Here is a 21,917-nt window from a genome sequence, read left to right as displayed (position 1 = left end):
GACGACCCCACCCCGTGATCCGGCAGCGACGCCGTCGCAGCACCGGACTGCTCACCGCCGCAGTCGTGGGCGCGCTGACGGCGGGGCTCGTCGCCGTCGCCGGGCCGCAGCTCACCGCGAACAGCACCGACGCCGCCCCGCCGGGCGCAGCGTCGCAGGCGGCACCGGCGGCGCAGCCTGCTCCGGACCCGGACACCTGCGCCCCGATGGTGGCGGCGCTGTCCCCGCGTGACCGGCTCGCCCAGCGCCTGATGGTCGGGGTGGACGCCGCCGACCCGGCCGGTGCCACCGCGATCGTGCGGGACTCGCAGGTCGGCGGGGTGTTCCTCGGCGGGAACGCGACCGCGCTGCTGCAGGACGACCGGCTCGCGGCGCTGCAGAAGGTGTCCCGCACGCCGCTCGCCGTCGCCGTCGACGAGGAGGGTGGCCGGGTCCAGCGCATCGACGAGCTCGACGGCGACGTCCCCAGCGCCCGGCAGATGGCCGCGTCCGACACCCCCGAGCAGGTCACCGAGATCGCCCGCAAGCGCGCCGGGCAGCTGAAGGCCCGCGGCGTGACCTGGAACCTCGCACCGTCGGTCGACGTCTCCGACCAGCCGCGCACCGCCGTCATCGGGGACCGCTCGTTCTCCGACGACCCGGCCACCGTCACCCGCTACGCCGCGGCCTGGGCCGAGGGTCAGGAGGCCGGCGGGGTGTTCGGCGTCCTCAAGCACTTCCCCGGCCACGGGCACAGCTCCGGTGACTCGCACAAGGGCTCGGTGAGCACGCCGCCGCTGGACCGGCTGCGTGCCGGTGACCTCCGGCCCTACGCCGACCTCGTCGGACCGGGGAAGCCGCTCGACGGGCGGGTCGGGGTCATGCTCGGCCACCTCGACGTCCCGGGCCTGACCACCGACGTGCCCACCAGCATCGCCCCGGCCGCCTACCGGCTGCTGCGTGAGGACTACCGGTTCGACGGCCTCGCCATGACCGACGACCTCGGTGCGATGAAGGCGATCACCGACCGCTTCGGGCTCGCCGAGGCCACCACCCGGGCCCTGACCGCAGGCGCGGACATGGCGCTGTTCTCCAACGTCACCCCGGTCGCCCCGCTGCTCGATGCCGCGGAGAAGGCGCTGGCCGACGGGCGGATCACGGCGGAGGCCAACGACACCGCCGTCGCGCGGGTGCTGGCGGCCAAGGGGCTCTGCAGCCGCGGCTGAGCGCTCCCGCGGAACGCACGAGGGCCCCGCACGACACTGTGCGAGGCCCTCGGCCGGGGAGAACGACGGTCAGGACGCCATGTCCAGCCCGCCGTTCACGCTGATCACCGAGCCGGTCACGTAGCCGGCGCGGTCGTCGACGAGGAACTGCACGGCGCGGGCGATCTCGTCGGCCTGGCCGAGGCGGCCGACGGGGATCTTCGACACGATCTTCTCGAGCGCCTTCTCCGGCACCGCGGCGACCATCTCGGTCTCGATGAAGCCCGGCGCGACGCAGTTGACGGTGACGCCCTTGCGGGCGACCTCCTGGGCCAGCGACTTCGAGAAGCCGATCAGGCCGGCCTTCGACGAGGCGTAGTTGGCCTGGCCCATCGCGCCGGTCTGGCCGATCACCGAGGAGATGTTCACGATCCGGCCGAACTCGTTGCCGGTCATGTGCTCCAGCACGGCCTTGGTCATGTAGAACGCGCCGGACAGGTTGATCCGCAGCACGGCGTGCCAGTCGTCGACGGTCAGCTTGCGGACGGTCTTGTCCACGGTGATGCCGGCGTTGTTGATCAGGTAGTCGACGCGGCCCCGCTGCTCCAGGACCTCGGACACGACCCGCTGGCAGTCCTCGGGCGAGCCGACGTTGCCCTGGTGCACCGAGATCGACGCGCCCTCGGCCTCCAGCTTGCCCTTCAGCTCGTCGGCGGCCTTGGAGTTCGACGAGTACCCCGCGGCGACGTGCACCCCGGTGCGGGCCAGCGCGGTGGTGATCGCGGCGCCGATCCCGCGCGCACCCCCGGTCACGATGGCGACGCGCTGCTCCGGGTGGGTATCGGTGATAGCGGTCATGCGTTTCCTCCAAGGGTGTCGAGAGTGCGCTTCATGCCCCGCTGGACCGCGTCGGCCAGGTACGGCCGGAGCTGGTCGGGGGAGACGATCCGGTGCACCGAGCCGACGGACTGCGCCCGCTCGATGGAGTGCTTGGTGTCGAACTCGTCCGCGACCTGGCCGAGCTTCTCGGAGCGGACGTCCGGGCGGAGGGTGGCGAGGTCGCCGCGCAGCCGTGCCGCCGTCGCCTCGTCCCCGTCGGTGACGGCCTGCTTGATCCGGGTCTCCAGGTCGGTGACCCGCTCGTCCTTGGCGGTGCGGTCGTTGACCTCGCCGGCGAACACGACGGCCGCGGCGGGCGCCCCGCCCAGCACGGAGGCGTAGGAGCCGGTGATCGCGGCGACCTCCATGTTGTCGTTCAGCGTTCCGGAGAACACCACGAACGCGCCGCCGTGGTAGCGGGAGACCACGCAGAACACGATCGGGCCGTCGAAGTTGACGATGGCCCGGCCGATCTCGGCGCCGTTCTCCAGCTGCAGGCCGCGCAGCGACTCCGGCGAGCCGTCGAACCCGGACAGGTTCGCCAGCACGACCAGCGGCCGGTTGCCCGACGCGGCGTTGATGGCCCGCGCGCACTTGCGCGACGAGCGCGGGAACAGCGTCCCGGCGGTGAACTGCGACGGCCCGTCGACCGGGCGCGGCCCGCGCCGCGGCAGCGGCCGCGACTCGATGCCGATCATCGCGATCGGCTGGCCGCCGAGGTGGGCGTCGAGCGCGACGACCGAGTTGGCGTCGTGCATGTCGGCCCACCGCTCCGACGTCGGGTGGTCGGCGTCGGCGACGCCGCGCATCACCGAGCGGATGTCGAACGGCTTCTTCCGCTCCCGGTTGGTCTCCGGCGCCCAGATCTCGCCGAGCGTGGTGAAGTCGCAGTTCGGCCCGGAGTGCGGCGCCGTGGTGACGTCGCGGGAGACCGGGTCGGTGGTCGGCGCGGGCCGCGGGAACCGCTCGCCCGGCTGGGTCCAGGTGTGGGCGTAGTGCGCCAGCAGCACGCCCACGGCGCCGCCCAGGTCCGGCGCCCAGTACTGCGCCTGCCCGTTCGGGCCCATGATCCGGTCGTAGCCGCCGATGCCGAAGTTGTCCTCGGCCGAGACGCCGCCGGAGAAGTCCAGCGAGTGCTTGCCGGTCAGCACCATGGCCGAGTCCGGCGTCATCACCAGGATGCCCCTGGTGTGCATGAGCATCGTGGCCTCGGCGTTCCAGTAGGGCTGGGCGCCGACGTTGATGCCGGTGACGACGACGTTGAGCTCCCCGCCGTCCTGGGTGAACTCGATGATCCCGCGCAGCACCCGGGAGATCCAGTCCATGTTCTCGGTGCCGGAGTCCATCGCGATCTTCGCGCCCGCCGAGACGGCGAACCACTCGATCGGCACGTCCAGCTCGCGGGCCAGGTGGATCGCGGCCATCACGCGGCGGCACTCCGGCTCGGCGATCGCGCCGAGCGCCCGGGTCGGGTCGCCGAGCAGCACGACCCGCTTCATCCCGTCCGGGTAGCGCCGGGTCGGCACCGAGACGACGCCGAGCACCAGGTTGGCGCTGTTGCCGCCGGGCGCGCGGTCGACCGGCACCGGCAGCGCCGGGTCCGCCGGGTCGACGAGGTCGTACTCCTGCCAGGTGCCCGGGCCGGCGTCGACCGGGGCGGTGAGCAGCGGGACGATCTCGTACGGGTAGACGGCGCCGCGGCGACGGGCCTTGAGCACCTTCTGGTCGTAGGCGTCGAGCTCGCGCATCGGCTCGGTCGGGGGCTGGTCGAGCTTGACCGTGAGCCCCGCGCCGGGCGGGCGCGACATGCGCAGCAGCATCGAGCGCGGACCACCCTGGCCGCCGGTGACGGCGGCGTCGGCGGTGCGGAACTCGACGAGGACCTGCTCCAGCCCGAGGTTGGCCGTGCGCGGCGCGAGCCGGCGGACCACCGAGTCCAGCTCGGCGAGCGGGACGTCGACCTCCGGCCACACGTAGAGCGCGATCCGGTTCCACGACATCCGGGCCAGGGTGCGGTCCCCGGCGCGGGCGGCACGCAGCGAGTTGATGCAGGCGTCGAGCGCGCGCTCGAACTGCGGCAGCGAGCGGACCTTCCCGGTCTCCTCGTCGCGCAGCACGGTCAGCTCGCGGACGTCGGCCATCGCGACCAGCCGGTCGTCGGCGGTGACCTCGCGGCCGGTGGCCCGGAACAGGTGCACGTCGGTGGCGGCGGGCAGGCGGTGCAGCTCGAAGTTGCGGAAGCGCCACAGCCGCAGCCGGTCCGCGACCAGCGGGTGCATGCCCCGCAGCGTGCGGTCCTCGACCAGCTCGCCGGTCTCGTCGGGCCGGAAGGTGAACCAGGTCGGCGGCTCGGCCTCGTCGCTCGCCGTGCCCGCGGCGCGCGGGTTCGGTCGGACGGCGACGGCGACCCGGTGCAGGTGCGCGGGCACCTTCCCCAGGGCGGCGCGGACGCGCTCGGCGCGGGCGTCGGGGTCACCGCCGTCGTCGGCCTTGGTCGAGGTGACGTAGAGGTCGACGAGCGCGGTGCGGTCCCCGTCGAGCTCGCCGACGCGGCGGCGCAGCTCGTCGGACACGGCCTGCGCGGCGGCCGGGTCGTTGTTGTCGATCACCGAGGCGAAGACCGTGCGGTCCCGGCCCAGGTGCTGGTAGCGGGCGGTCAGCAGCGGCTTGCCCGCGTGCTCGACGAGCTCCAGGTCGCGCAGCACCCGCACCCGGTAGTAGCGCCGGGTCATGACCTCGAGCAGGACGGCGTCGTGCCGCTCCCCGAACACGCCCAGGATCGGCTCCGAGGACCCGACGAGGGTGTCGATCCGGCGGGCCCGGTCCGCGGTCTCCGGGTCCGAGGCGAGCACGTCCAGGCTCTCCCGGACCTCGGCCAGCGCCCGGTCCCGCTCGGCGGCGACGACCGGGGCGTCGAACGCCCGGTAGCGGGCCAGCCGCGCGGTGTCCCCGACGACGGGGTGCCGCAGCTGGGTGGCGACGACGACCTCGTCGAGGGTGCGCAGGTAGTCCTCGCGCGCCGCGGGGGAGAGGTTCGCGACCGACTCCGGGTGACGCAGCCGCCAGTTCAGCAGGTCCAGCACGACCGGCACCTGCTGCGGCGCGCGGCGGTGGGCCAGGAACATCCGGTACAGCGCCGGGCCCAGGTCGTCGGCGCGGCCGGTCCCGCCGTCGATCTCGGTGACGCCGTAGTGGGCCAGCGCCCGGCGCAGCTTGGTCTGGAACGACTCGGGCAGGCCCTCGTCGTCGGCGTCGCGGGAACGCAGGTAGGCGTAGAGGTACTCCTGCGGGTTGCGCTCGGTCTCGCCGGTCTCGTCGTCGGTCTCGGACCGGTTGCGCGAGAGCTGGCAGAGGTCGGCGAAGATCTGCAGGACGGCGGTCTCCCCGGCCAGCACGGCCGGGTCGTCGGCGGCCAGCTGCTCGCGGGCGCCGGCGAGGCGGCGCAGCTGCGGGCGGGCCTGGCGCTCGTCGACGTCGAAGCCCAGCACCTGGAAGCGCAGCGCGGACAGGGCGTCGGCCGCGGTCGCGGCGGCGTCGGTGTCGGCGCCGGCCGCGGCGAACGCGGACAGGTCGGCGCGCTCCCCGCTGGGGACCGTGGAGTCCGCGTCGGCCGACGGCTCCAGCCGCACGAGCTTCGTGCCGCCGTCGACCTGGGTGTTGGCCGGGACGAGGATCTCGGCGACGGTGCCGTCGAACGGCGCCCGCAGCGAGGTCTCCAGCTTCATCGACTCGACGATGGCGAGGGTGTCGCCCTCGGAGACGGTCTGGCCCGCGGTGACGGGCAGCGCGACGACCATCGCCGGGGCGGGGGCGCGGACGATGCCGGCCTCGCCGCCGGAGATGCGGTGCACGGCGCCGTCGACCTCGACGAGGTAGTCCGCCTCCTGCGCGACCGACAGCACGGTCCAGGACAGGTCGCCGACGGTGAGCCGGCGCTCGTAGGCGCCGTTGCGCTCGACGTCGACGTCGACCGACACGCCGTCCAGCTCGACGGTGTAGCGGCCGGCGCGGGTGCGGGCGACCTTCAGCTTGTAGGACTGCCCGGCGACGGTGACATCGGTCTGGTGCCAGGTCTCGTAGCCCACCTCGGGCCGGCCGGCCTCGGCGGAGCGGAACAGCCGCTCCTGCTGGCGGGCGACGTGGCCGTCGTGGCTCTGCACGGCGGTGGCGAGCAGCGCGACGTCGAGGCGGCGCGGCGGCGCGTAGCCGTCGGCCATCATCGTGTCGAGCCAGGTGGTCTGCAGCTCACCCGAGCGGAACTCGTCGCGGTCGAGCAGGTCCAGCAGGAACGCCTTGTTCGTGGAGCCGCCGTCGATCACCGCGGAGGTCTGGCGCAGCGCACGGGACAGCCGCGCGCGGGCCTCGTCGCGGTCGCGGCCCCAGGCGATCACCTTGGCGATCATGGAGTCGAACTGCGGCGGGATGACGTCACCCGCGGCGACGCCGGTGTCGACCCGGATGCCCGGACCGGACGGCAGCGCCAGGTGCTCGATGCGCCCCGGGGCGGGCGCGAACTCGCGCTCCGGGTCCTCGGCGGTCAGCCGGGCCTCGATCGCCCAGCCCTGGGCCGCCGGGACCTCGCGGGCGACCTCGGCGAGCGTGCCGCCCGCGGCGACGTGCAGCTGCAGCTTCACGATGTCGACGCCGGTGCACGCCTCGGTGACCGGGTGCTCGACCTGCAGCCGGGTGTTGACCTCGAGGAAGGAGAGGAGCTTCTCCTCGGGCTGGTAGAGGAACTCGACGGTGCCGGCGTTGACGTAGCCCGCGGCGCGGGCCAGCTCGGCGGCCGAGCTGCGCAGCAGCGCCTCCTGCTCGGGGTCGAGTGCGGTGGACGCCGACTCCTCGATGACCTTCTGGTTGCGCCGCTGCACCGAGCAGTCGCGCACCCCGAGGGTCCAGACGTCACCGGTGGCGTCGGCGACGACCTGCACCTCGACGTGCCGTCCGCCCGACACCGCGCGTTCCAGGAACACGGTCGCGTCCCCGGCGGTCCTCGACGCCTCCGACGCGGCCCGCTCGAAGGCCTCGTCGAGCTGCTCGGGGCCCGGCACGTAGCGGATGCCGCGGCCCCCGCCGCCCGCGGTCGCCTTCACCATCAGCGGGTAGCCGACGGTCTCGGCGGCCTTGCGCGCCGTCTCGACGTCGGCCACCGGACCGCCGGACCACGGCGCCATCGGCACGCCGACCGACTCGGCCAGCTGCTTGGAGGCGATCTTGTCCCCGAGTCGGCGCATCACCTCGGCCGACGGGCCGACGAAGGTGATCCCCAGCCGCTCGCACAGCTCGGCGAAGTCGGCCTTCTCCGAGACGAAGCCCCAGCCCGGCCAGACCGCGTCGGCGCGGGTGGCGCGCAGCGCGCGCTCCAGCTCGGCGTGGTCGAGGTAGGGGCTGGCGCCCATGTGGTCCGGGTCGTCCGGCCCGATCAGGACGGCCTCGTCGGCCTCACGGACGTACATCGCCCGCCGGTCGACGGCGGTGTGCAGCGCGATCGTGCGCAGGCGGCGGTCGGGCCCGTTCTGGGCGTTCCACTCACGGACGGCGTTGATCAACCGCATGGCGGGTTCGCCGCGGTTGACGATGGCGATGCGCGAGAACATGGCTGGGCTTCACTGCTCCTACGGGTGCGACGACGGGACGGCGGCGGTGTGCCGCATCGACATCGTCGTCGTGCGGTCGGCGGGTCGGTACGGACGGTGGCCCGGTCGGTGCCGGAATGCGGGCGGGCTCACCTCTCGGACAGGGATCTTCCCGCCCACTGTGGCCCGTGTCACCCGGTCGTGCCTACTCGCCGAAGGCGATGCGGACGTCGTCCGAGGTCGGTGCGGCGGCCGGCTCGGCCAGTGCGGCGGCGGTCGGGTCCAGGTGGACCTCCGGTGCCATCACGGTCGGGTCGACCTCCAGCACCGCGTAGCCGCCCACCGCGCCGGCCCCGAAGCCGGGCGCGAAGACCCGGGTCCGGCCGGACACGACGCCGTCGGCCACGGAGTCGAACAGCGCGATCGGGATGGACGCCGCGGACACGTTCCCCATCGACTCGATGTTGAAGTACAGCTGGTCGGCCGAGAGCCCCGCCTTGCCCGCGAGCTGCAGGATCATCGTCTTGTTGGCCTGGTGCGGGACGATCAGGTCGACGGCGTCGAGCATCGAGCCCTCGCCGTCGGGGCCGGCCTGCTCGGTGAGCTCGCCGATCATCTGCGACAGGTAGCGGGCGACGAGCGCCTTGACCTCGGGGCCGTAGACGGTGATGTCGTTGTCGAACTCCGGGTTCGGCCAGATGATCGAGTTCACCTGGGTGTCCGGGCCCGACGCGTAGGTCTGCAGCAGGTCGATGTCGCCACGCTCGCCCTCGGCGGCCGGGGCGACGACCATCGCGGCCGCGCCGTCACCGAAGATCATCCGCGAGGTGCGGACGTTGCCGATCTTGTCGGAGAACTTCTCGACGCAGACCAGCAGGACCGGCCGGTTCACCTCCTGCAGCTGGCGCACGGCCTCGGACAGGCCGTAGGGCAGCCCGGCGCAGGCGGCGACGATGTCGGCCGAGCAGTGCGTCTGGAGCAGCCCGAGCCGCCCGGACAGCCACGTCGACAGCGACGGGATGAGCCGCTCGCTGGTGCAGGTGGCGACGAGCACGGCGCCGATCTCGGAGCGGTCGCGGCCGGAGTGCTCCAGCGCGCGGACCGCGGCGGCCCAGGCCAGGTCCTCGATGTCCAGCTCGGTGTAGCGGCGCTGGTCGATGCCGGTCTTGGCGGAGATCTCGTCGGCGCTCATCGGCGACCAGGAGAACGCGGAGTTGCGGACGACGTCGTCGTTGGAGCAGACGTGCTCGCCCCGGACGACGGCGAGCGCCTCGATCCTCGGCTGCACCGCGAACGCCTCACGGACCCGGATCGGGGGCAGCGGGGTGGCGGGCTCGACCGGGTCGGACTGGGTGGAGAGCCGGCCGCGGCGCGCCGGGCGGGTGCCGGTGGCGCGGTCCAGGAACTGCTCGACGTCGCGGTTGCGGGGGTGGAAGGCGATGACGTACTCGTCGTCGCCGATCTCGTCGGCGGTGCGCAGCTCGGTGGCGGCACGGTCCCAGGGGTACTGGTTGTGCAGCACCATGGCCCAGCGGGTCAGGGCCTCGAGCTCGGGACGCTCGGCGTGCGCGTCGAGGATCTCGTTGAAGGAGAAGACCGGGTAGTCCGGGTCGTGCTGCGGCACGACGAAGGTCTGCGCCCCCGGCGTGGTGAGGAACTGCTCGACGGTCGGCTTGACGGCCGGCAGCTCGGTCGCGTGGTGGCGACGGTTGCCGTAGACGTCGAAGAGGAGGTCGAAGATGCGGCGCTCGGTCGCCTCGTCCCAGGTGCTGGGGAGCGCGGCGAAGGCGTCGGCGACGGCCCGGACCTTCTTGTCGCCGTCGCGCCACGGGGTGAGCAGCGGGAGGAAGACGTCGTTGCGGTGGCGGGGGAGGTCACGCCAGCGGGTCGGACGCTTCTCGAACATGGTGAGCGTGTACCGGTTGACCCAGAACAGGTTCTGGCTCATGTCGCGCAGCAGTGCGAAGCGGCTCTCGTAGGCGCCGCTGGTGACCCGCTCGAGGATGTCGGTGCCGGTGGGCGCCTTTGCCTCGAAATCGCGACCGACGATGGCGGTGAACTGCTCCATATCGTCGATGACGGAGAAGTCGAGTTCTCCGAGAAAATTGGCGGGAAAGACCAGTCGGTCGTGGTTGTTGACCACGAACGGTTTCATGTGACGACCTCCAGCAGCGGCGTCGACCGGCGGAATCGCCAGGCGGGACGCGGTGCGGCCTGGTCGATCGGATCGGTTGCGGTGCCTGCAACGCTATCGATGAACAGTCACGATCGGAATGTGATCCAGCCGCCGAGTGTGCGCTCTCACGGATGGTCGGTCAACTCGGACTGTTACCGGCGAGAATGTTACCGGTCGGTTCTACTCGTCGGTTCCCCGAAAGAATTCCGCAGATCCGCAGGTTGGCGGGCGGAGGTCGTCCACAGTGGAATGATCACCGGGCGTGGCCGGTCGGTCCCGACGCGTGCACATGCAGGCAGGAGCGTGGTCGTCGGCGTCACAGCCCGTGCGGTGATCGTCACCCGCACCTGGTGGGGTGCGCCATCGTCCGAACGGGGGAGGACGCGGCCCCGCCTCCGATGTGGACGGTCGCGCGCGGGCAGCGGCACGCGGCCGGGACGGCACCCGGGGGGAATGCGTCGGTGGAATGCGGTCCCCATTCCCGGCGCACCGTTCCCGGGCGGTCCGGTGCTCAGCCGTGGGCGGTGGCCGGGGCCGGGGCCTCGACGGTCTCCGCCGCCGGAGCGGGCGTGAGCAGCACCAGCACCGTGGCGAGCAGCCCGGCGGCGCCCGCCGCGACGAAGGAGATCGTGTACGCCGTCGCCGAGGGGGGTCCGCCGTCGCCGAGCACGTAGGTCGCCGTCACGGCCGCGACGACCGCGGTGCACGAGCTCGTGCCGAGCTGGCGGGCCAGAGTGTTGAGGCTGTTCGCCGCGGCGGTCTCCGACTCCGGCACCGCACGCATGATCGTCAGCGGGATCGCCGAGTAGGCGAGCGCGGCGCCGACCGCGGCCACGGTGGAGGCGGCCATCAGCAGCGGCACCGTCGAGGGCATCGCGGCGAAGGCGAAGTTGCCCGCCCCCAGCAGGAGCGTGCCGATCACCAGCGTGGTGCGCGGGCCGCGCAGCCGCGACAGCCGCGCCGAGGCCGAGGAGAACACCACCATCGACCCGCCCATCGGCAGCAGCACCAGCCCGGCGACGACGAGCGAGAGCCCGAACCCGTAGCCGGTCGTGACCGGTGCCTGGAGGATCTGGGTGGCGAGCACGAAGCCGGCGAACATCGCGAAGCCCACCAGCACCGAGGCCAGGTTGGTGAGCAGCACCGCGGGCCGTGCCGAGACCCGCAGGTCCACCAGCGGTGCGGGGACGCGCAGCTCCCACCGGACGGTCGCGGCCACCAGAACCACGGTGCCGGCGAACAGACCGAGCACGGTCGGGGAGGCCCAGCCCCAGTCGTTGCCCTTGGAGATCGCCAGCAGCAGGCACACCAGCGCCGCGCCGACGCCGAGCGCCCCGGGCACGTCGAACCGGCCGCCGGTGCGCAGCCGTGACTCGGTCACCAGCCGCCGGACCAGCAGGATCTGCACGACGCCGAGCACCGCGGCCCCGGCGAACAGCCAGCGCCAGCTCGCGAACTGGGCGACGACGCCGGTGATCGGCAGCCCGATGGCCCCGCCGAAGCCGAGCGAGGACGACATCAGCCCGACCCCGGACCCGACCCGGTCGGCGGGCAGGACGTCGCGCATCAGGCTCATCCCGAGCGCGATCACCCCGAACGCGGCGCCCTGCAGCACCCGGGCGACGAGCAGCAGCCCGATCCCGGGCGCCAGCGCGCCGAGCAGCGACCCCGCCCCGACCAGGCCGAGCGCGACGAGCAGCATCCGCCGCTTGCCGAACATGTCGCCGAGCCGCCCCAGCACCGGCGCCGACACCGCGCCGGCGACCAGGTTGGCGGTGATCAGCCACGACGCCGTCGACCCGCTGACGTCGAGCAGCTCCGGGAACCGCGGGAGCAGCGGGACGACCATGGTCTGGACCAGCGAGACGAGCAGCCCGCACGAGGCCAGTACGGCGATCGCGACGCCGGGGCGCGGCGGCGCCGGTGCGGATCCCTCGGGGTGGGTGCTCTCGGGCTGCTGGTGCGGACGGCGTGCCCGGAACACTCGACCTCCGTGGTGGGTGACAGATCGTGCCTGCGGACGACCCCGCTGAAGCGGGAGTCACCCATCAGATGAGCATGCCGGTCACCCGTCCGGCAAGCCGGGTCACCTCCCGCGCGCGGGGACCGGCTCGGGCGGCGGCGGGCCGTCGTAGACCGCGGAGGGCCGGATCAGGCGTCGCTCGGCGGCCTGCTCCAGCACGTGCGCGCACCAGCCGACGACCCGGCTGACCGCGAACGTCGGCGTGAACATGCTGCGGGGGATCCCGCAGCCCTCCATCACCACGCCCGCGTGGAACTCGACGTTCGCGAACAGCGGGTGGTCCGGGCGCAGCTCCGCGAGGGTGGCGGCCACCCGCCGTTCGACGTCGGCGGCACGCGCGGGCAGCGGCCCGCCCAGCTCCGCGGCGACCTCGCGCAGCAGCGCCGAGCGCGGGTCCGGCCCGCGGTACACGGCGTGGCCGAACCCCATGATCCGCATCCCCGCGGCGAGCCGGTCGGCCACCCAGCGCTCCGGCGAGCCGCCGGCGTCGCGGTCGATCGCGTCGAGGCTCTCCAGCGCCCGGTCGGGGGCGCCGCCGTGCAGCGGCCCGGCGAACGCCCCGAGCGCGGCGACCACGCAGGACGCGACGTCGGCGCCGGTGGAGGCGACCACCCGGGCGGTGAAGGTGGAGGCGTTGAAGCCGTGGTCCACCGTCGCGACGAGGTAGGCGTCGAGCGCGCGGACGTGCGCCGGCGCGGGCTCGGCCCCGTCCAGCATCCACAGCCAGTTCGCGGCGGAGGACAGGTCGGTGCGCGGCGCGACCGGGTCGAGGCCGTGCCGCAGCCGGTGCAGCGCGGCGAGGACGGTCGGTGTCGCGGCGCAGACGGTCGCGGCGTCGCGGGTGCCCGCCGCCGGGTCGTCCCAGAGCGGGCGCATCCCGTGCTGCGGGCCGAGCAGCGACAGCGCGGTGCGCAGCCCGGCGAGCAGGTCGGGCCCGCAGGCGTCGGCGATCGCGGGCAGCTGCGCGGCGACGGCGTCGGGCAGGACCCGGCGCTCCGCGGTGGCGGCGGCGAACTCCGCGGCCTCGGACGCGTCCGGGAGACGGCCGTGGACGAACAGGAACCACACGTCGTCGAAGGTGCGGGTGCGCGCGAGGTCGACCGCGGAGTACCGGCTGTAGTGGTAGAAGCCCTCGTCGCCGCGGACGTCCCCGATGCGGGTGCTGGTGACGGCGACGCCGCGCAGGCCCGGTGGGACCTGCGGGACGGCGGCGCCGATGCTGTCGGTGCTGGTCATGACCGGACCGTCCGCCCGTCGGGAACCATTGTCAATATTGATGCAGTCAATGTTGATACGGTCCACGTCGTGGAGTACCTGACCGTCGCCGAGACCGCGGAACGCCTCGGGGTGAAGCGGGAGACCGTGTACGCCTACGCCAGCCGCGGGCTGCTGACCAGCGTGCGCGGCGCGCAGCGGCGGGGGAGCCGGTTCGCCCAGGACGAGGTGGAGGCCCTCGCCGCGCGCGGCCGCGAGTCGGGGGAGCCGTCCGGGACGGTCGAGCGCATCAGGACGCGGATCACACTCGTCGCCGACGACGGGCCGTGGTTCCGCGGGGTGGCGGTGCCCGCGCTCGCGGCGTCCTCGGACCTCGAGCACGTCGCGGCGCTGCTGTGGGAGGTCCCCGGCCGGGTGCCGTTCGACGCCGCCCCGGACCTGCTCGCCCCGGCGCGTGCCGTGCTCGCCGCCGCCCCCGCCGGGGCCCGGGCGACCGACCGGTTCCGGCTCGCCGTCGCCGCGGTGGCCGCGGCCGACCCGCTGCGCGCCGACGCCCGGCCGGGAGCGGTGGTGGCGACGGCGTCGTCGCTGCTGGGGACGGTCGTGACCGCGCTCGCCGGGGACCCGGGAGCCGCGGGCGGGCTACGGGGCGCAGTGGGGGCGGGGCCCGGCGGGGAGCCGGGTCACGGGGCGGAGCCGGTGCCCGCGGGGTCCGGCCGGTCCGACCTGGCGGAGCGGCTGCTGCCGGCGCTGGTCCGTGACCCGGACCGGGCACCCGCGCCGGCGACGGCCGGACACCTCCGCGCCGCGCTGGTCCTGCTCGCCGACCACGGCCTGGCGTCGTCGACGGTCGCCGCCCGGGTCGCCGCGAGCACCCTGGCCGACGTGCACGCCGTCGTCTCGGCCGGGCTCGGCGCCCTCGACGGGCCCCGGCACGGCCTGGTCAGCGGGCTCGCGCACCGCTTCCTCACCGACGCGCTGGAGGACCCGCCCGGCGCGCTCGCCCAGCGGCTGCGGGCCGGCGAGCGGGTCCCGGGCTTCGGGCACTCGGTCTACCGGGGCACCGACCCGCGGGCCACGGTGCTGCTCGACCGGTTGCGCGCCGACCCGGCCGCGGACCGCGTCATGGCCTGTGTCGACGCCGTCGTCGCGGGGATGGACCGCGGTGGCGACGGACCCGCCGCGAACGTCGACCTCGCGCTCGCCGCGCTGATGCACGCCCACGACCTGCGCCCCGACGCCGGCGAGCTGCTGTTCGCCTGCGCCCGGACGGTCGGCTGGGTGGCGCACGCCCTGGAGGAGTACGCCGAGCCCGGTCTGCGGTTCCGGCCGACCGGCGTCTACACCGGGCCGCGGCCCGGGTCGACCAGCGAGGCGAGCACCACGACGTTGTCGGTGTAGCTGCGCACGCCCCGGTCGAACGTCCCGCCGCAGGTGATCATCCGCAGGCCCGCGCCGGTCAGGTCGCCGTAGACGGCCGCGGTGGGGAAGCGGTCCTTGGCATAGCGGCGCACCGCCTGGACCTCGAAGGTCGCGGTGGTGCCGTCGGCGCGGTCGACCGACACCAGGTCACCGGGGGCCAGCGCGTGCAGCCGGTGGAACGGGCCCGGCTCGTGGTCCCAGTCGACGTGCGCCGCGAGCACCGCCGGTCCCCGGGCGCCCGGGGTGGGGGCGCCGGTGTACCAGCCGCTGTCGGCGCCGTCGGGCGGCACCTCGAGGGTTCCGCGCCCGGTCAGGCCGAGCGGGACGAGCCCGCTGTCGAGCCCGATCGAGGGCGCCCGCACCCGCACCGGCTCCGACGGCGGCAGCGGGGCCGCCGCCGGACGGAGCGTGGTGGTGGGCAGCGGCGGCACCGCCCCACCGAGCGCCACCGGCGGCGCCCCGAGCGGGACGGCCAGCGCCAGCACGACGAGCAGCCCCCACCACACCCGTCGCACCGCACGGGGCCCGCGCGACCCACGCGGCCCGAGCGGCCCCCACGGATCCCGGACGCGCGCGGGGTCGGAGGACGCGTCCCCGATCGGGAGCGCGTTCTCCGGACCGGTGCGCGTCCGGTGTCCCGACGGGTGCGCGGGTGCGGGGGCGGGGGTGGGGGTGGGGGTCACGAGTGGCGGGTGGTCAGGGGGAGTGCGGCGCGGCCGGTGCGACGCCCGTTCCACACGACGACGCCCGCCCCGGTGGCGAGGACCGCGCCCGTCCCGACCAGCAGGAACACCGTCGGGTCGACCCCGGCGCCGCCGGAGCCGTCACCGGCCTCGACCCCACCGCCCGGGACCGCGCGCACCTGCCCGGTACCGGCGGCCGCGACGAGGTCCGAGCCCTCGCAGGCCCGGCCGTCGTTGTCGCGGTCCAGGTTGTTCGGGTCCGACGGGTCGGCGGCGAGCACGGCCTGGGCCTGGGCACGGGAGAGGTCGACGCAGTCCAGGTCGCTGCCGCGCCCGGCGGCGGGGGCCCCGGCCGCGGGGGTGGTCGCCTCCGGGGCCGCGGCGGTCTCCTCGGGCGCGGTCTCCCCGGGCGCCGACTCCTCGGGATCGGTCGCGTCCGGGTCGGTGGCGTCGGGGTCCTCGTCGGCCGGCGTCGCGTCGTCCGCGGGCTCCTCGGCGGGCGGCTCCTCGGTGTCCTCCTGGGCCGGGGCCGCGACGACCGGGCCCGCGGTGGCGACGGCGGCCGGGGCCGTGACGGCGCTCGCCACCGGGGTGACGGCCGGTTCCGCGGCCGACGCCGCCCCGGCCAGCGGGACCCCGGCGAGCGCGGCGAGGGTGAGCGACGCGGCGACGGCGCCGGTGCGGCGGACGAGCGAACGTGCGGTCATGATCCACTCCCTGTGACGAACGTGATCCTGGTGACCGGTGGGGCGAACGTGACGCCCTGTCCGATGGCGGAGAGTGAAGCGACACCCGGTCGAGAGGGCCAGGGAAGTCGCCCGTACGGGGATCACCGGGGCGGGTGGCGTCGCCCGGAGTGACCGAGGCCTCGGCGTGCCGGGGCGCGCGGGGCCCGGCACGACGTCCAGGATGGCGACCGTGACGACCACCCCCGAACCGCCCCGGCGCCGCCGCCGGTCCCTCGACGACGCCGTCTCCGACGCGTTCGTCGAGCTCTGGTCCCAGCGCCGCCCGTGCGTCCTGGTGACCCCGCGCCGCGACGGCACCCCGCACGCGGTGCCGGTGGGGGTGACCGTCGACGTGGCCGAGCGCACCGCCCGGGTGATCTGCAGCGGCGGGTCGCAGAAGGCGCGCAACGTCGCCGCGGCCGGGCCGGACGGCGCCCGGGTCAGCGTCACCGTCGTCCACGGGCGCACCTGGTCCACGCTGGAGGGCCGCGCCGTCGTGCGGGACGAGCCCGACGTCGTCGCCGACGCCGAGCGCCGCTACGCCGCCGAGTACAAGCAGCCCCGGGAGAACCCGGCACGGGTGGTGCTGCAGATCGCGGTCGACCGGGTTCTCGGCAACGCCTGAGGGGATACTCGCCGGTGTGGACCTGCCGGAGACGACCTTCCTCGGCCACAGCACCCTGCGGCTGCGGATCGGCGGGCGCACCGTCCTGACCGACCCGGTGCTGGGGCGGTCGGTCGGGCCGCTGCGCCGCACCGCGCCGGCCGTCGACCCGGAGTGGCCCGCCGGGGCCGACCTGGTCCTGATCTCCCACCTGCACGCCGACCACCTGCACCTCGCCTCGCTGCGCCGGCTGCCGCGCGCGGTGGAGGTCGTGGTGCCCGCGGGCGCCGGCGACTGGCTCCGCCGCCGCGGCGTCGCCCGGGTCTCCGAGCTCGCCGTCGGGCAGACGCGGGTCTTCGACGGGCTGCGGGTCACCGGCACACCGGCCGACCACTCCGGGCACCGGTGGGGGCCCCGGTTCACCCACGGCCCGCAGGCCGACGCGATGGGGCACCTGCTGGAGGGCGACGGGCTGCGCGTCTACGTCGCCGGGGACACCGGCCTATTCCCCGGGCTCGACGACGTCGCCGCCCAGGGCCCGATCGACCTCGCCGCGCTGCCGGTGTGGGGCTGGGGCCCGAACCTCGGACCCGGCCACCTCGACCCGGCCGGTGCCGCCGAGGCCGTCCGGCGGCTCGCACCGGCCGTCGCGCTGCCGGTGCACTGGGGGACCCTCGCCGTCGCCGGGCTGTGCTCGGTCCCGGGGCGGACCGGGTCCCGGATGCGGGAGCTGCTCGTGCGCCCGCCGTACGACTTCGCCGACGCCGTCGCCGCGGCCGGGCTGCCCACCCGCACCCTCGTGCTCCCGCCCGGCGCCGCCGTCGGAACGCCGGCGTGAGCGCGCCGCACCTGCTGGCCGCGTCCGCGCAGGAGTGGCTCGACGCCGAGCTCAGCCCGGACGCCGGGCGGATCGCCTACCTCGTCGTCGCCGGGGGAGTGCTGCTCGGGTCGGTGGTGCCGGTCGTGCCGACCGGTGCGATCGTCGGCGCCGCCGCCGCGACGGCGATGACCAGCTCCGCGCTGTCGCTGCCGGTGGTGCTGCTGCTGTCCTTCGCCGCGGCCCTGCTCGGTGACGTCATCACCTTCGCCGTCGCCCGCCTGGCCGGTGACCCGGTCCGCGCCGCGGTCGCGGGCGGGCGGCTCGGCGGCGAGCGCACCGCGGCCCGGATCGAACGGATGCGCGGCGCGTTCGCCGAGCGCGGCTGGCTGGTCGTGCTGGTCGGACGGGTCGCCCCCGCGGGGCGGGTGCCGACCCTGATCGCGGCCGCGGTCTCCGGGATGACCTGGGCGAAGCTGGTGCCCGCGGTCGCGGCCGGGGCGGTGCTGTGGACGTTGCTCTACGGCGTGCTCGGGGTGCTGACCGGCAACCTCACCGATTCCCCGCTGGTGGCCGCGCTGCTCGCGGTCGGGCTGGTGGCCGTCGTCGCGGCGGTCACCGCGCTGGCCGGGCGGGTGCGGACCCGGCTGCGGGCCCGCCACCCCACCGGCTGATCCCCGGCGGCCCCGCCGGCCGGCACGCTCGTCCACCCGCGCACACGGAACCGGCCGGGCGCGACGGGAGGGGGATGTCGCGCCCGGCCGGAGCGGGTGCCCGGGGCGTGGCGTCGCCCCGGGGGGATCAGGTCAGTTGCCGCCGCCGAAGGGGTTGATGCCGAACGGCAGCTCGCCGGTGGAGCCGCCCTCGGGCACGGTGCGCGCCCCGTTCTGGGCGGTCGCGGCGGCGGTGTCGCGCACGCTGCCGAGCGTCACCGGCACCTCACGCGCACCGGACCCACTGCCGACGGTCAGCGTGACCTGCTGGCCGGGGGTGAAGTTGCCGACCCGGGCGATCAGGTCCGCGAAGCTCGACACCGGGTACTCGTTGACCTTGGTGACGACGTCGCCCGCCTTGATGCCCGCGGCGGCCGCCGGCGAGTTCGGCTCCACCGTCGTGATCTGCGCGCCCGCGGTCTCGCTCGGGGCGCTGCCGGAGGCCGACACCGAGCCCTGCACGCCGAGCTGCGGCTTGGTCGCGACGCCGGAGTCCATCAGCTCCTGGGCGACCCGCTTGGCGGTGTCGACCGGGATCGCGAAGCCCAGCCCGATCGAGCCGGAGCTCTGCCCGGCGGTGGCGATCGCGGAGTTGATGCCGACGACCTGCCCGGCCAGGTTGACCAGCGGGCCGCCGGAGTTGCCCTGGTTGATGGGGGCGTCGGTCTGCAGGCCGTTGTAGACGACCGGGGCCTGGCCGTCGCCGCCCGCGGTGACGGTCCGGTTCAGCGCCGAGACGATGCCCGCGGTGACGGTGCCGGACAGGCCCTGCGGCGAGCCGTTCGCGACGACCTGCTCGCCGACCTGCACGCTCGAGGACTCCCCGAGGGTGGCGGGCTTGAGGTCCTTGGCGCCCTGCAGCTTGATGACGGCGAGGTCGTAGCTGGGGGAGGTGCCGACGACGGTCGCGGTGTACTGCTTCCCGTCGGCGGTGGACACGGTGATCCGGCCGCCGTCGGTGGCGTTCGCGACCACGTGGTTGTTGGTGAGGATCTGGCCGTCGGAGGTCAGGATGACCCCGGACCCCTCGGCGACGCTCTGCGCGGTGCGGACCTGGATGTCCACCGTGCTCGGGGTGATCGCGGCCGCGGCACCGGCGATCGAGCCGTCGGCGGGGGTGGCCGGGGTGCCGGGGGCGGCGGCGCTGGTCAGCGTGGCCGGGGTGGAGGAGCCGTCGAGCACCAGGTAGGCGCCGCCGACGCCGGCCGCACCGCCGACCAGGGCGGCCGTCAGCGCGACGGCGGCCAGGCCCGCACCGAACCGGCGCGGCGGCCTCGGAGCCGGACCCTGCTGCGGGAACGGCGGGTACACCGAGGTGGGCGGGCTCCCCGCGCCGTAGGCCGGGATCGTGGGGTTGCTCGTCGTCGCCCACGGCGGGGGAGTCTGGGCCCCGTGGCTGCCGCCCGGGTCGCCCCCCTGGCTGCCGCCCTGCTGCCGGTGGTCGGTGTCGGTCACGGTGGTCGCCTCCTGTGCGTGGGTGCCGTCGTCGCCGGCCGGGTGGGCGGGGACCGCCCCCTCGTGACGCCGTGCGGGCCGGACGGGGTCGGTGGCGCCGCCTCCGGTGGAGGTCCGTCCGTCGGACGACTCGCCCGTTCCCGGCCCGTTCTCGGTCATGGGGCAACTGTGCGCCGTGACCCTGAGACGACCCTGTGACCGCGCTGGGAATCGCTCGGGCATCGGGTGAGAGTGCCCGGCACGCGGGTCCTCACCGGCGGTCCGGGCAGGTCAGGAGATCGCGCCGACCACCGTGAGCACCAGTCCCAGCACCGCGAGGGCGGCCCCGCCGCGGGCCCACAGCCGCTGCGCGCGCCGGTCGGACTCGGTCAGCTCGGCCTCGGTGCGGGTGGACAGCACGAAGGTTCCGCCGGCGTCCTGCGGGGGCCGGATCACCAGTGGCCCGTCGCGGTCGTCGACCTCGCCGAGGACGTACATCGCGACGCCGGGGCGCAGCACCCACTCCTGGTTGCGGTAGCCGACGGTCCGGTCCCCGCCACGGCCCCGGTCGTCGGCCGGGTCGAACCGGTCCAGCACCCGTTCCACCGGGTCCGGGTGCCGCCCGCCCGGGTCGACGCCGATGGTGTGCCCGTCGCGCAGCAGCGCCCAGCCGTGCGGGGACGTCCGCTCGGACACGGTCTCGGTGTGGGTCTGCGTCCGGGTGCGGCCCTCGTCGTCGCGCTCACGGCGCTCGAACCGGCGCTCGACCCGCTGCATGTGCCACACGCAGTCGACGCCCGCGAGGTCGGAGTGCAGCACCCCGACCGGGGCGGGCGCGGTCTGCCCGACGACCTCGCAGACCTTCCGGAACGTGCCCGGCCGCCCGGCGAGCTCCGCCGCGACGCCCGCGAGGTCGAGCAGCTCGGGCACCGACAGCGTCTCGGCCGCCATCATCGCGTGCACCCGGCGCTGGGTGCGGACCGCGACCCAGATGCAGGCGGCCCCGGCCAGCAGCGCGATGATCCCCACCCACAGCACGGGCGGAACCTAGCAGGTCAGGCGACCAGCTCCACGATCGTGGCGTTGGCGGTGCCGCCGCCCTCGCACATGGTCTGCAGCCCGTAGCGGATCCCGCGGTCGCGCATGTGGTGCACCAGGCGGGTGAGCAGCACGGTGCCCGAGGCCCCCAGCGGGTGCCCGACGGCGATCGCCCCGCCGAGCGGGTTGAGCACGGCGTCGTCGGCGCCCAGCTCGGCCTGCCAGGCCAGCGGGACCGGCGCGAACGCCTCGTTGACCTCGAACGCGCCGATGTCACCGATCGACAGCCCGGAACGCTTCAGCACCTTCTGCGTCGCCGGGATGGGCCCGGTCAGCATCCGCAGCGGGTCCGCACCGGACACGGCCCCGGAGTGGTAGCGCACGATCGGGGTCAGGCCGAGCTCGCGGGCCCGCTCCGGGGTGGTCACGAGGACCGCCGACGCGCCGTCGGAGATCTGCGAGCTGTTCCCGGCGTGGATCACCCCGTCCGCGGAGAACGACGGCTTCAGCGCGGCCAGGGTGTCGGCGGTGGTGCCACGGCGCAGGCCCTCGTCGGCGGTGAACCCGGGCGCGCCGGGGACGTCGACGAGCTGGTCGTCGAACACGCCGGCGTCGATCGCGGCGGCGGCGAGCTCGTGGCTGCGTGCCGCGTACTCGTCGAGCCGGGTCCGCGACAGTCCCCAGCCCCGGGCGATCCGCTCGGCGCCGACGCCCTGGTTGAAGTCCCCGTTCGGGAACTCCCCGGACTCCAGGTCGGCGCGGTAGCGCTCGCGCACCAGCGGCCCGTAGGGACGTCCCAGGTCGCGGCCCGCGCCCAGCGGCACCCGGGTCATCGACTCCACCCCACCGGCGACGACGACGTCGTACTGCCCGGCCAGCACCATCCCGGCCGCGAAGTCGAACGAGGACTGGCTCGACCCGCACGCGCGGTTCACCGTCACCCCGGGCACCGTCTCCGGCCAGCCCGCGGCGAGCAGCGCGTAGCGGCCGATCTGCGCGGCCTGGTCGCCGACCTGGTTCACACAGCCCCACACGACGTCGTCGACGACGGCGGGGTCGATCCCGGTCCGCTCGGCCAGGGCGCTCAGGACGGCGGCGGACAGGTCGACCGGGTGGACCTCGGCCAGCGACCCCTTCCGCTTCCCGATCGGTGTGCGGACGGCGGCACAGACGACGGCCTCGGGCATGGGGGTCCTCCTGGTCACCGGTGACACGACTCGTTCGCGACGCTAAGCCATCGGAGGGGGTCGGCGCTGAGAGGGCGATCACAGCGCCGTATGTGCATCAGGTGTCGAGACGCTCTGGATCGATGAGGTACCGTCTCCGGCGTACGCGAAGGGGAGTAGCTCCCAACGCTGCGCTCGACATACTGGTCCGCCTCGTACTCCGACGGCCGACCCGGGTGCAGCGGCCTGACCACCACCA

The 21,917-nt window shown here is 74.9% G+C and carries 15 protein-coding genes; 5 read left to right on the top strand and 10 right to left on the bottom strand.

Annotated features, from left to right (window positions below):
• The first annotated feature begins 17 nt into the window (after positions 1 to 17).
• Complete coding sequence (locus DMP17_RS20355; RefSeq protein ID WP_443217965.1) at positions 18 to 1,205, top strand: glycoside hydrolase family 3 N-terminal domain-containing protein; 1,188 nt, start codon at positions 18 to 20, stop codon at positions 1,203 to 1,205.
• Between the two features lie 69 nt (positions 1,206 to 1,274).
• On the opposite strand, the gene DMP17_RS20350 is transcribed toward DMP17_RS20355, so the two are convergent.
• The 5 genes from DMP17_RS20350 to DMP17_RS20330 all read right to left on the bottom strand — a co-directional run bounded on the left by DMP17_RS20350 (position 1,275) and on the right by DMP17_RS20330 (position 13,074).
• Positions 1,275 to 2,042: a beta-ketoacyl-ACP reductase gene (locus DMP17_RS20350; RefSeq protein WP_226355546.1), complete on the bottom strand. Its 768-nt coding sequence runs from the start codon at positions 2,040 to 2,042 to the stop codon at positions 1,275 to 1,277.
• Positions 2,039 to 7,660, bottom strand: a complete 5,622-nt coding sequence (locus tag DMP17_RS20345; RefSeq protein ID WP_337830319.1) for an ATP-binding protein — start codon at positions 7,658 to 7,660, stop codon at positions 2,039 to 2,041. The genes DMP17_RS20350 and DMP17_RS20345 overlap by 4 nt, the downstream gene beginning before the upstream one ends.
• Positions 7,661 to 7,844: 184 nt before the next feature.
• On the bottom strand, positions 7,845 to 9,794 hold the full coding sequence (locus tag DMP17_RS20340) for a 3-oxoacyl-[acyl-carrier-protein] synthase III C-terminal domain-containing protein (RefSeq protein WP_226366824.1): 1,950 nt from the start codon (positions 9,792 to 9,794) through the stop codon (positions 7,845 to 7,847).
• A gap of 532 nt (positions 9,795 to 10,326) precedes the next feature.
• Positions 10,327 to 11,799 carry an MFS transporter gene (locus DMP17_RS20335; protein WP_337830318.1) on the bottom strand — a complete coding sequence of 491 codons (1,473 nt, stop codon included), beginning with the start codon at positions 11,797 to 11,799 and terminating at the stop codon, positions 10,327 to 10,329.
• Between the two features lie 102 nt (positions 11,800 to 11,901).
• Positions 11,902 to 13,074, bottom strand: a complete 1,173-nt coding sequence (locus tag DMP17_RS20330) for a citrate/2-methylcitrate synthase (protein WP_226366822.1) — start codon at positions 13,072 to 13,074, stop codon at positions 11,902 to 11,904.
• A 69-nt stretch (positions 13,075 to 13,143) separates the two neighbouring features.
• On the opposite strand from DMP17_RS20330, the gene DMP17_RS20325 reads away from it, so the two are divergent.
• Complete coding sequence (locus tag DMP17_RS20325) at positions 13,144 to 14,454, top strand: citrate synthase (RefSeq protein WP_337830317.1); 1,311 nt, start codon at positions 13,144 to 13,146, stop codon at positions 14,452 to 14,454.
• On the opposite strand, the gene DMP17_RS20320 is transcribed toward DMP17_RS20325, so the two are convergent.
• On the bottom strand, positions 14,394 to 15,158 hold the full coding sequence (locus tag DMP17_RS20320) for a class F sortase (protein WP_337830316.1): 765 nt from the start codon (positions 15,156 to 15,158) through the stop codon (positions 14,394 to 14,396). The two genes, DMP17_RS20325 and DMP17_RS20320, sit on opposite strands and share 61 nt — an antisense overlap.
• Positions 15,155 to 15,865 carry a hypothetical protein gene (locus tag DMP17_RS20315; RefSeq protein ID WP_337830315.1) on the bottom strand — a complete coding sequence of 237 codons (711 nt, stop codon included), beginning with the start codon at positions 15,863 to 15,865 and terminating at the stop codon, positions 15,155 to 15,157. Before DMP17_RS20315 ends, DMP17_RS20320 begins: the two co-directional genes overlap by 4 nt.
• Before the next feature lie 211 nt (positions 15,866 to 16,076).
• On the opposite strand from DMP17_RS20315, the gene DMP17_RS20310 reads away from it, so the two are divergent.
• From DMP17_RS20310 to DMP17_RS20300, 3 genes are read left to right on the top strand one after another with little or no spacing between them, the layout of a single operon-like run.
• Positions 16,077 to 16,511: a pyridoxamine 5'-phosphate oxidase family protein gene (locus DMP17_RS20310; RefSeq protein ID WP_337830314.1), complete on the top strand. Its 435-nt coding sequence runs from the start codon at positions 16,077 to 16,079 to the stop codon at positions 16,509 to 16,511.
• A gap of 16 nt (positions 16,512 to 16,527) precedes the next feature.
• A complete protein-coding gene (locus DMP17_RS20305; RefSeq protein ID WP_337830313.1) occupies positions 16,528 to 17,328 on the top strand; it encodes an MBL fold metallo-hydrolase in 801 nt (266 codons plus the stop codon).
• Positions 17,325 to 17,981 (top strand): DedA family protein, encoded by a 657-nt coding sequence (locus DMP17_RS20300; protein ID WP_226355556.1) that lies wholly within the window; start codon positions 17,325 to 17,327, stop codon positions 17,979 to 17,981. Before DMP17_RS20305 ends, DMP17_RS20300 begins: the two co-directional genes overlap by 4 nt.
• 132 nt (positions 17,982 to 18,113) lie before the next feature.
• Here DMP17_RS20300 and DMP17_RS20295 read toward each other — a convergent pair whose 3' ends face one another.
• From DMP17_RS20295 to DMP17_RS20285, 3 genes are all read right to left on the bottom strand, one after another.
• Positions 18,114 to 19,634, bottom strand: coding sequence for a S1C family serine protease (locus tag DMP17_RS20295; RefSeq protein WP_226355557.1), 1,521 nt, complete (start codon positions 19,632 to 19,634; stop codon positions 18,114 to 18,116).
• A 111-nt stretch (positions 19,635 to 19,745) separates the two neighbouring features.
• Positions 19,746 to 20,492 carry an E3 ubiquitin ligase family protein gene (locus DMP17_RS20290; protein WP_337830312.1) on the bottom strand — a complete coding sequence of 249 codons (747 nt, stop codon included), beginning with the start codon at positions 20,490 to 20,492 and terminating at the stop codon, positions 19,746 to 19,748.
• Between the two features lie 17 nt (positions 20,493 to 20,509).
• Positions 20,510 to 21,679, bottom strand: a complete 1,170-nt coding sequence (locus tag DMP17_RS20285; protein WP_226366815.1) for a thiolase family protein — start codon at positions 21,677 to 21,679, stop codon at positions 20,510 to 20,512.
• Positions 21,680 to 21,917: the final 238 nt, after the last annotated feature.

It is taken from the genome of Pseudonocardia sp. TMWB2A, from assembly GCF_017312135.1.
The sequence above is the reverse complement of the archived record's forward strand: the minus strand, read 5'-3'. Positions and strand labels throughout refer to the sequence as shown.

Excerpts from the sequence above, each read along its gene's own strand:
- DMP17_RS20295 (WP_226355557.1), bottom strand. The coding sequence starts at position 19,634 with ATGACCGAGAACGGGCCGGGAACGGGCGAGTCGTCCGACGGACGGACC.
- DMP17_RS20285 (WP_226366815.1), bottom strand. The coding sequence starts at position 21,679 with ATGCCCGAGGCCGTCGTCTGTGCCGCCGTCCGCACACCGATCGGGAAG.
- DMP17_RS20340 (WP_226366824.1), bottom strand. The coding sequence starts at position 9,794 with ATGAAACCGTTCGTGGTCAACAACCACGACCGACTGGTCTTTCCCGCC.
- DMP17_RS20330 (WP_226366822.1), bottom strand. The coding sequence starts at position 13,074 with ATGACCAGCACCGACAGCATCGGCGCCGCCGTCCCGCAGGTCCCACCG.
- DMP17_RS20350 (WP_226355546.1), bottom strand. The coding sequence starts at position 2,042 with ATGACCGCTATCACCGATACCCACCCGGAGCAGCGCGTCGCCATCGTG.
- DMP17_RS20345 (WP_337830319.1), bottom strand. The coding sequence starts at position 7,660 with ATGTTCTCGCGCATCGCCATCGTCAACCGCGGCGAACCCGCCATGCGG.
- DMP17_RS20315 (WP_337830315.1), bottom strand. The coding sequence starts at position 15,865 with ATGACCGCACGTTCGCTCGTCCGCCGCACCGGCGCCGTCGCCGCGTCG.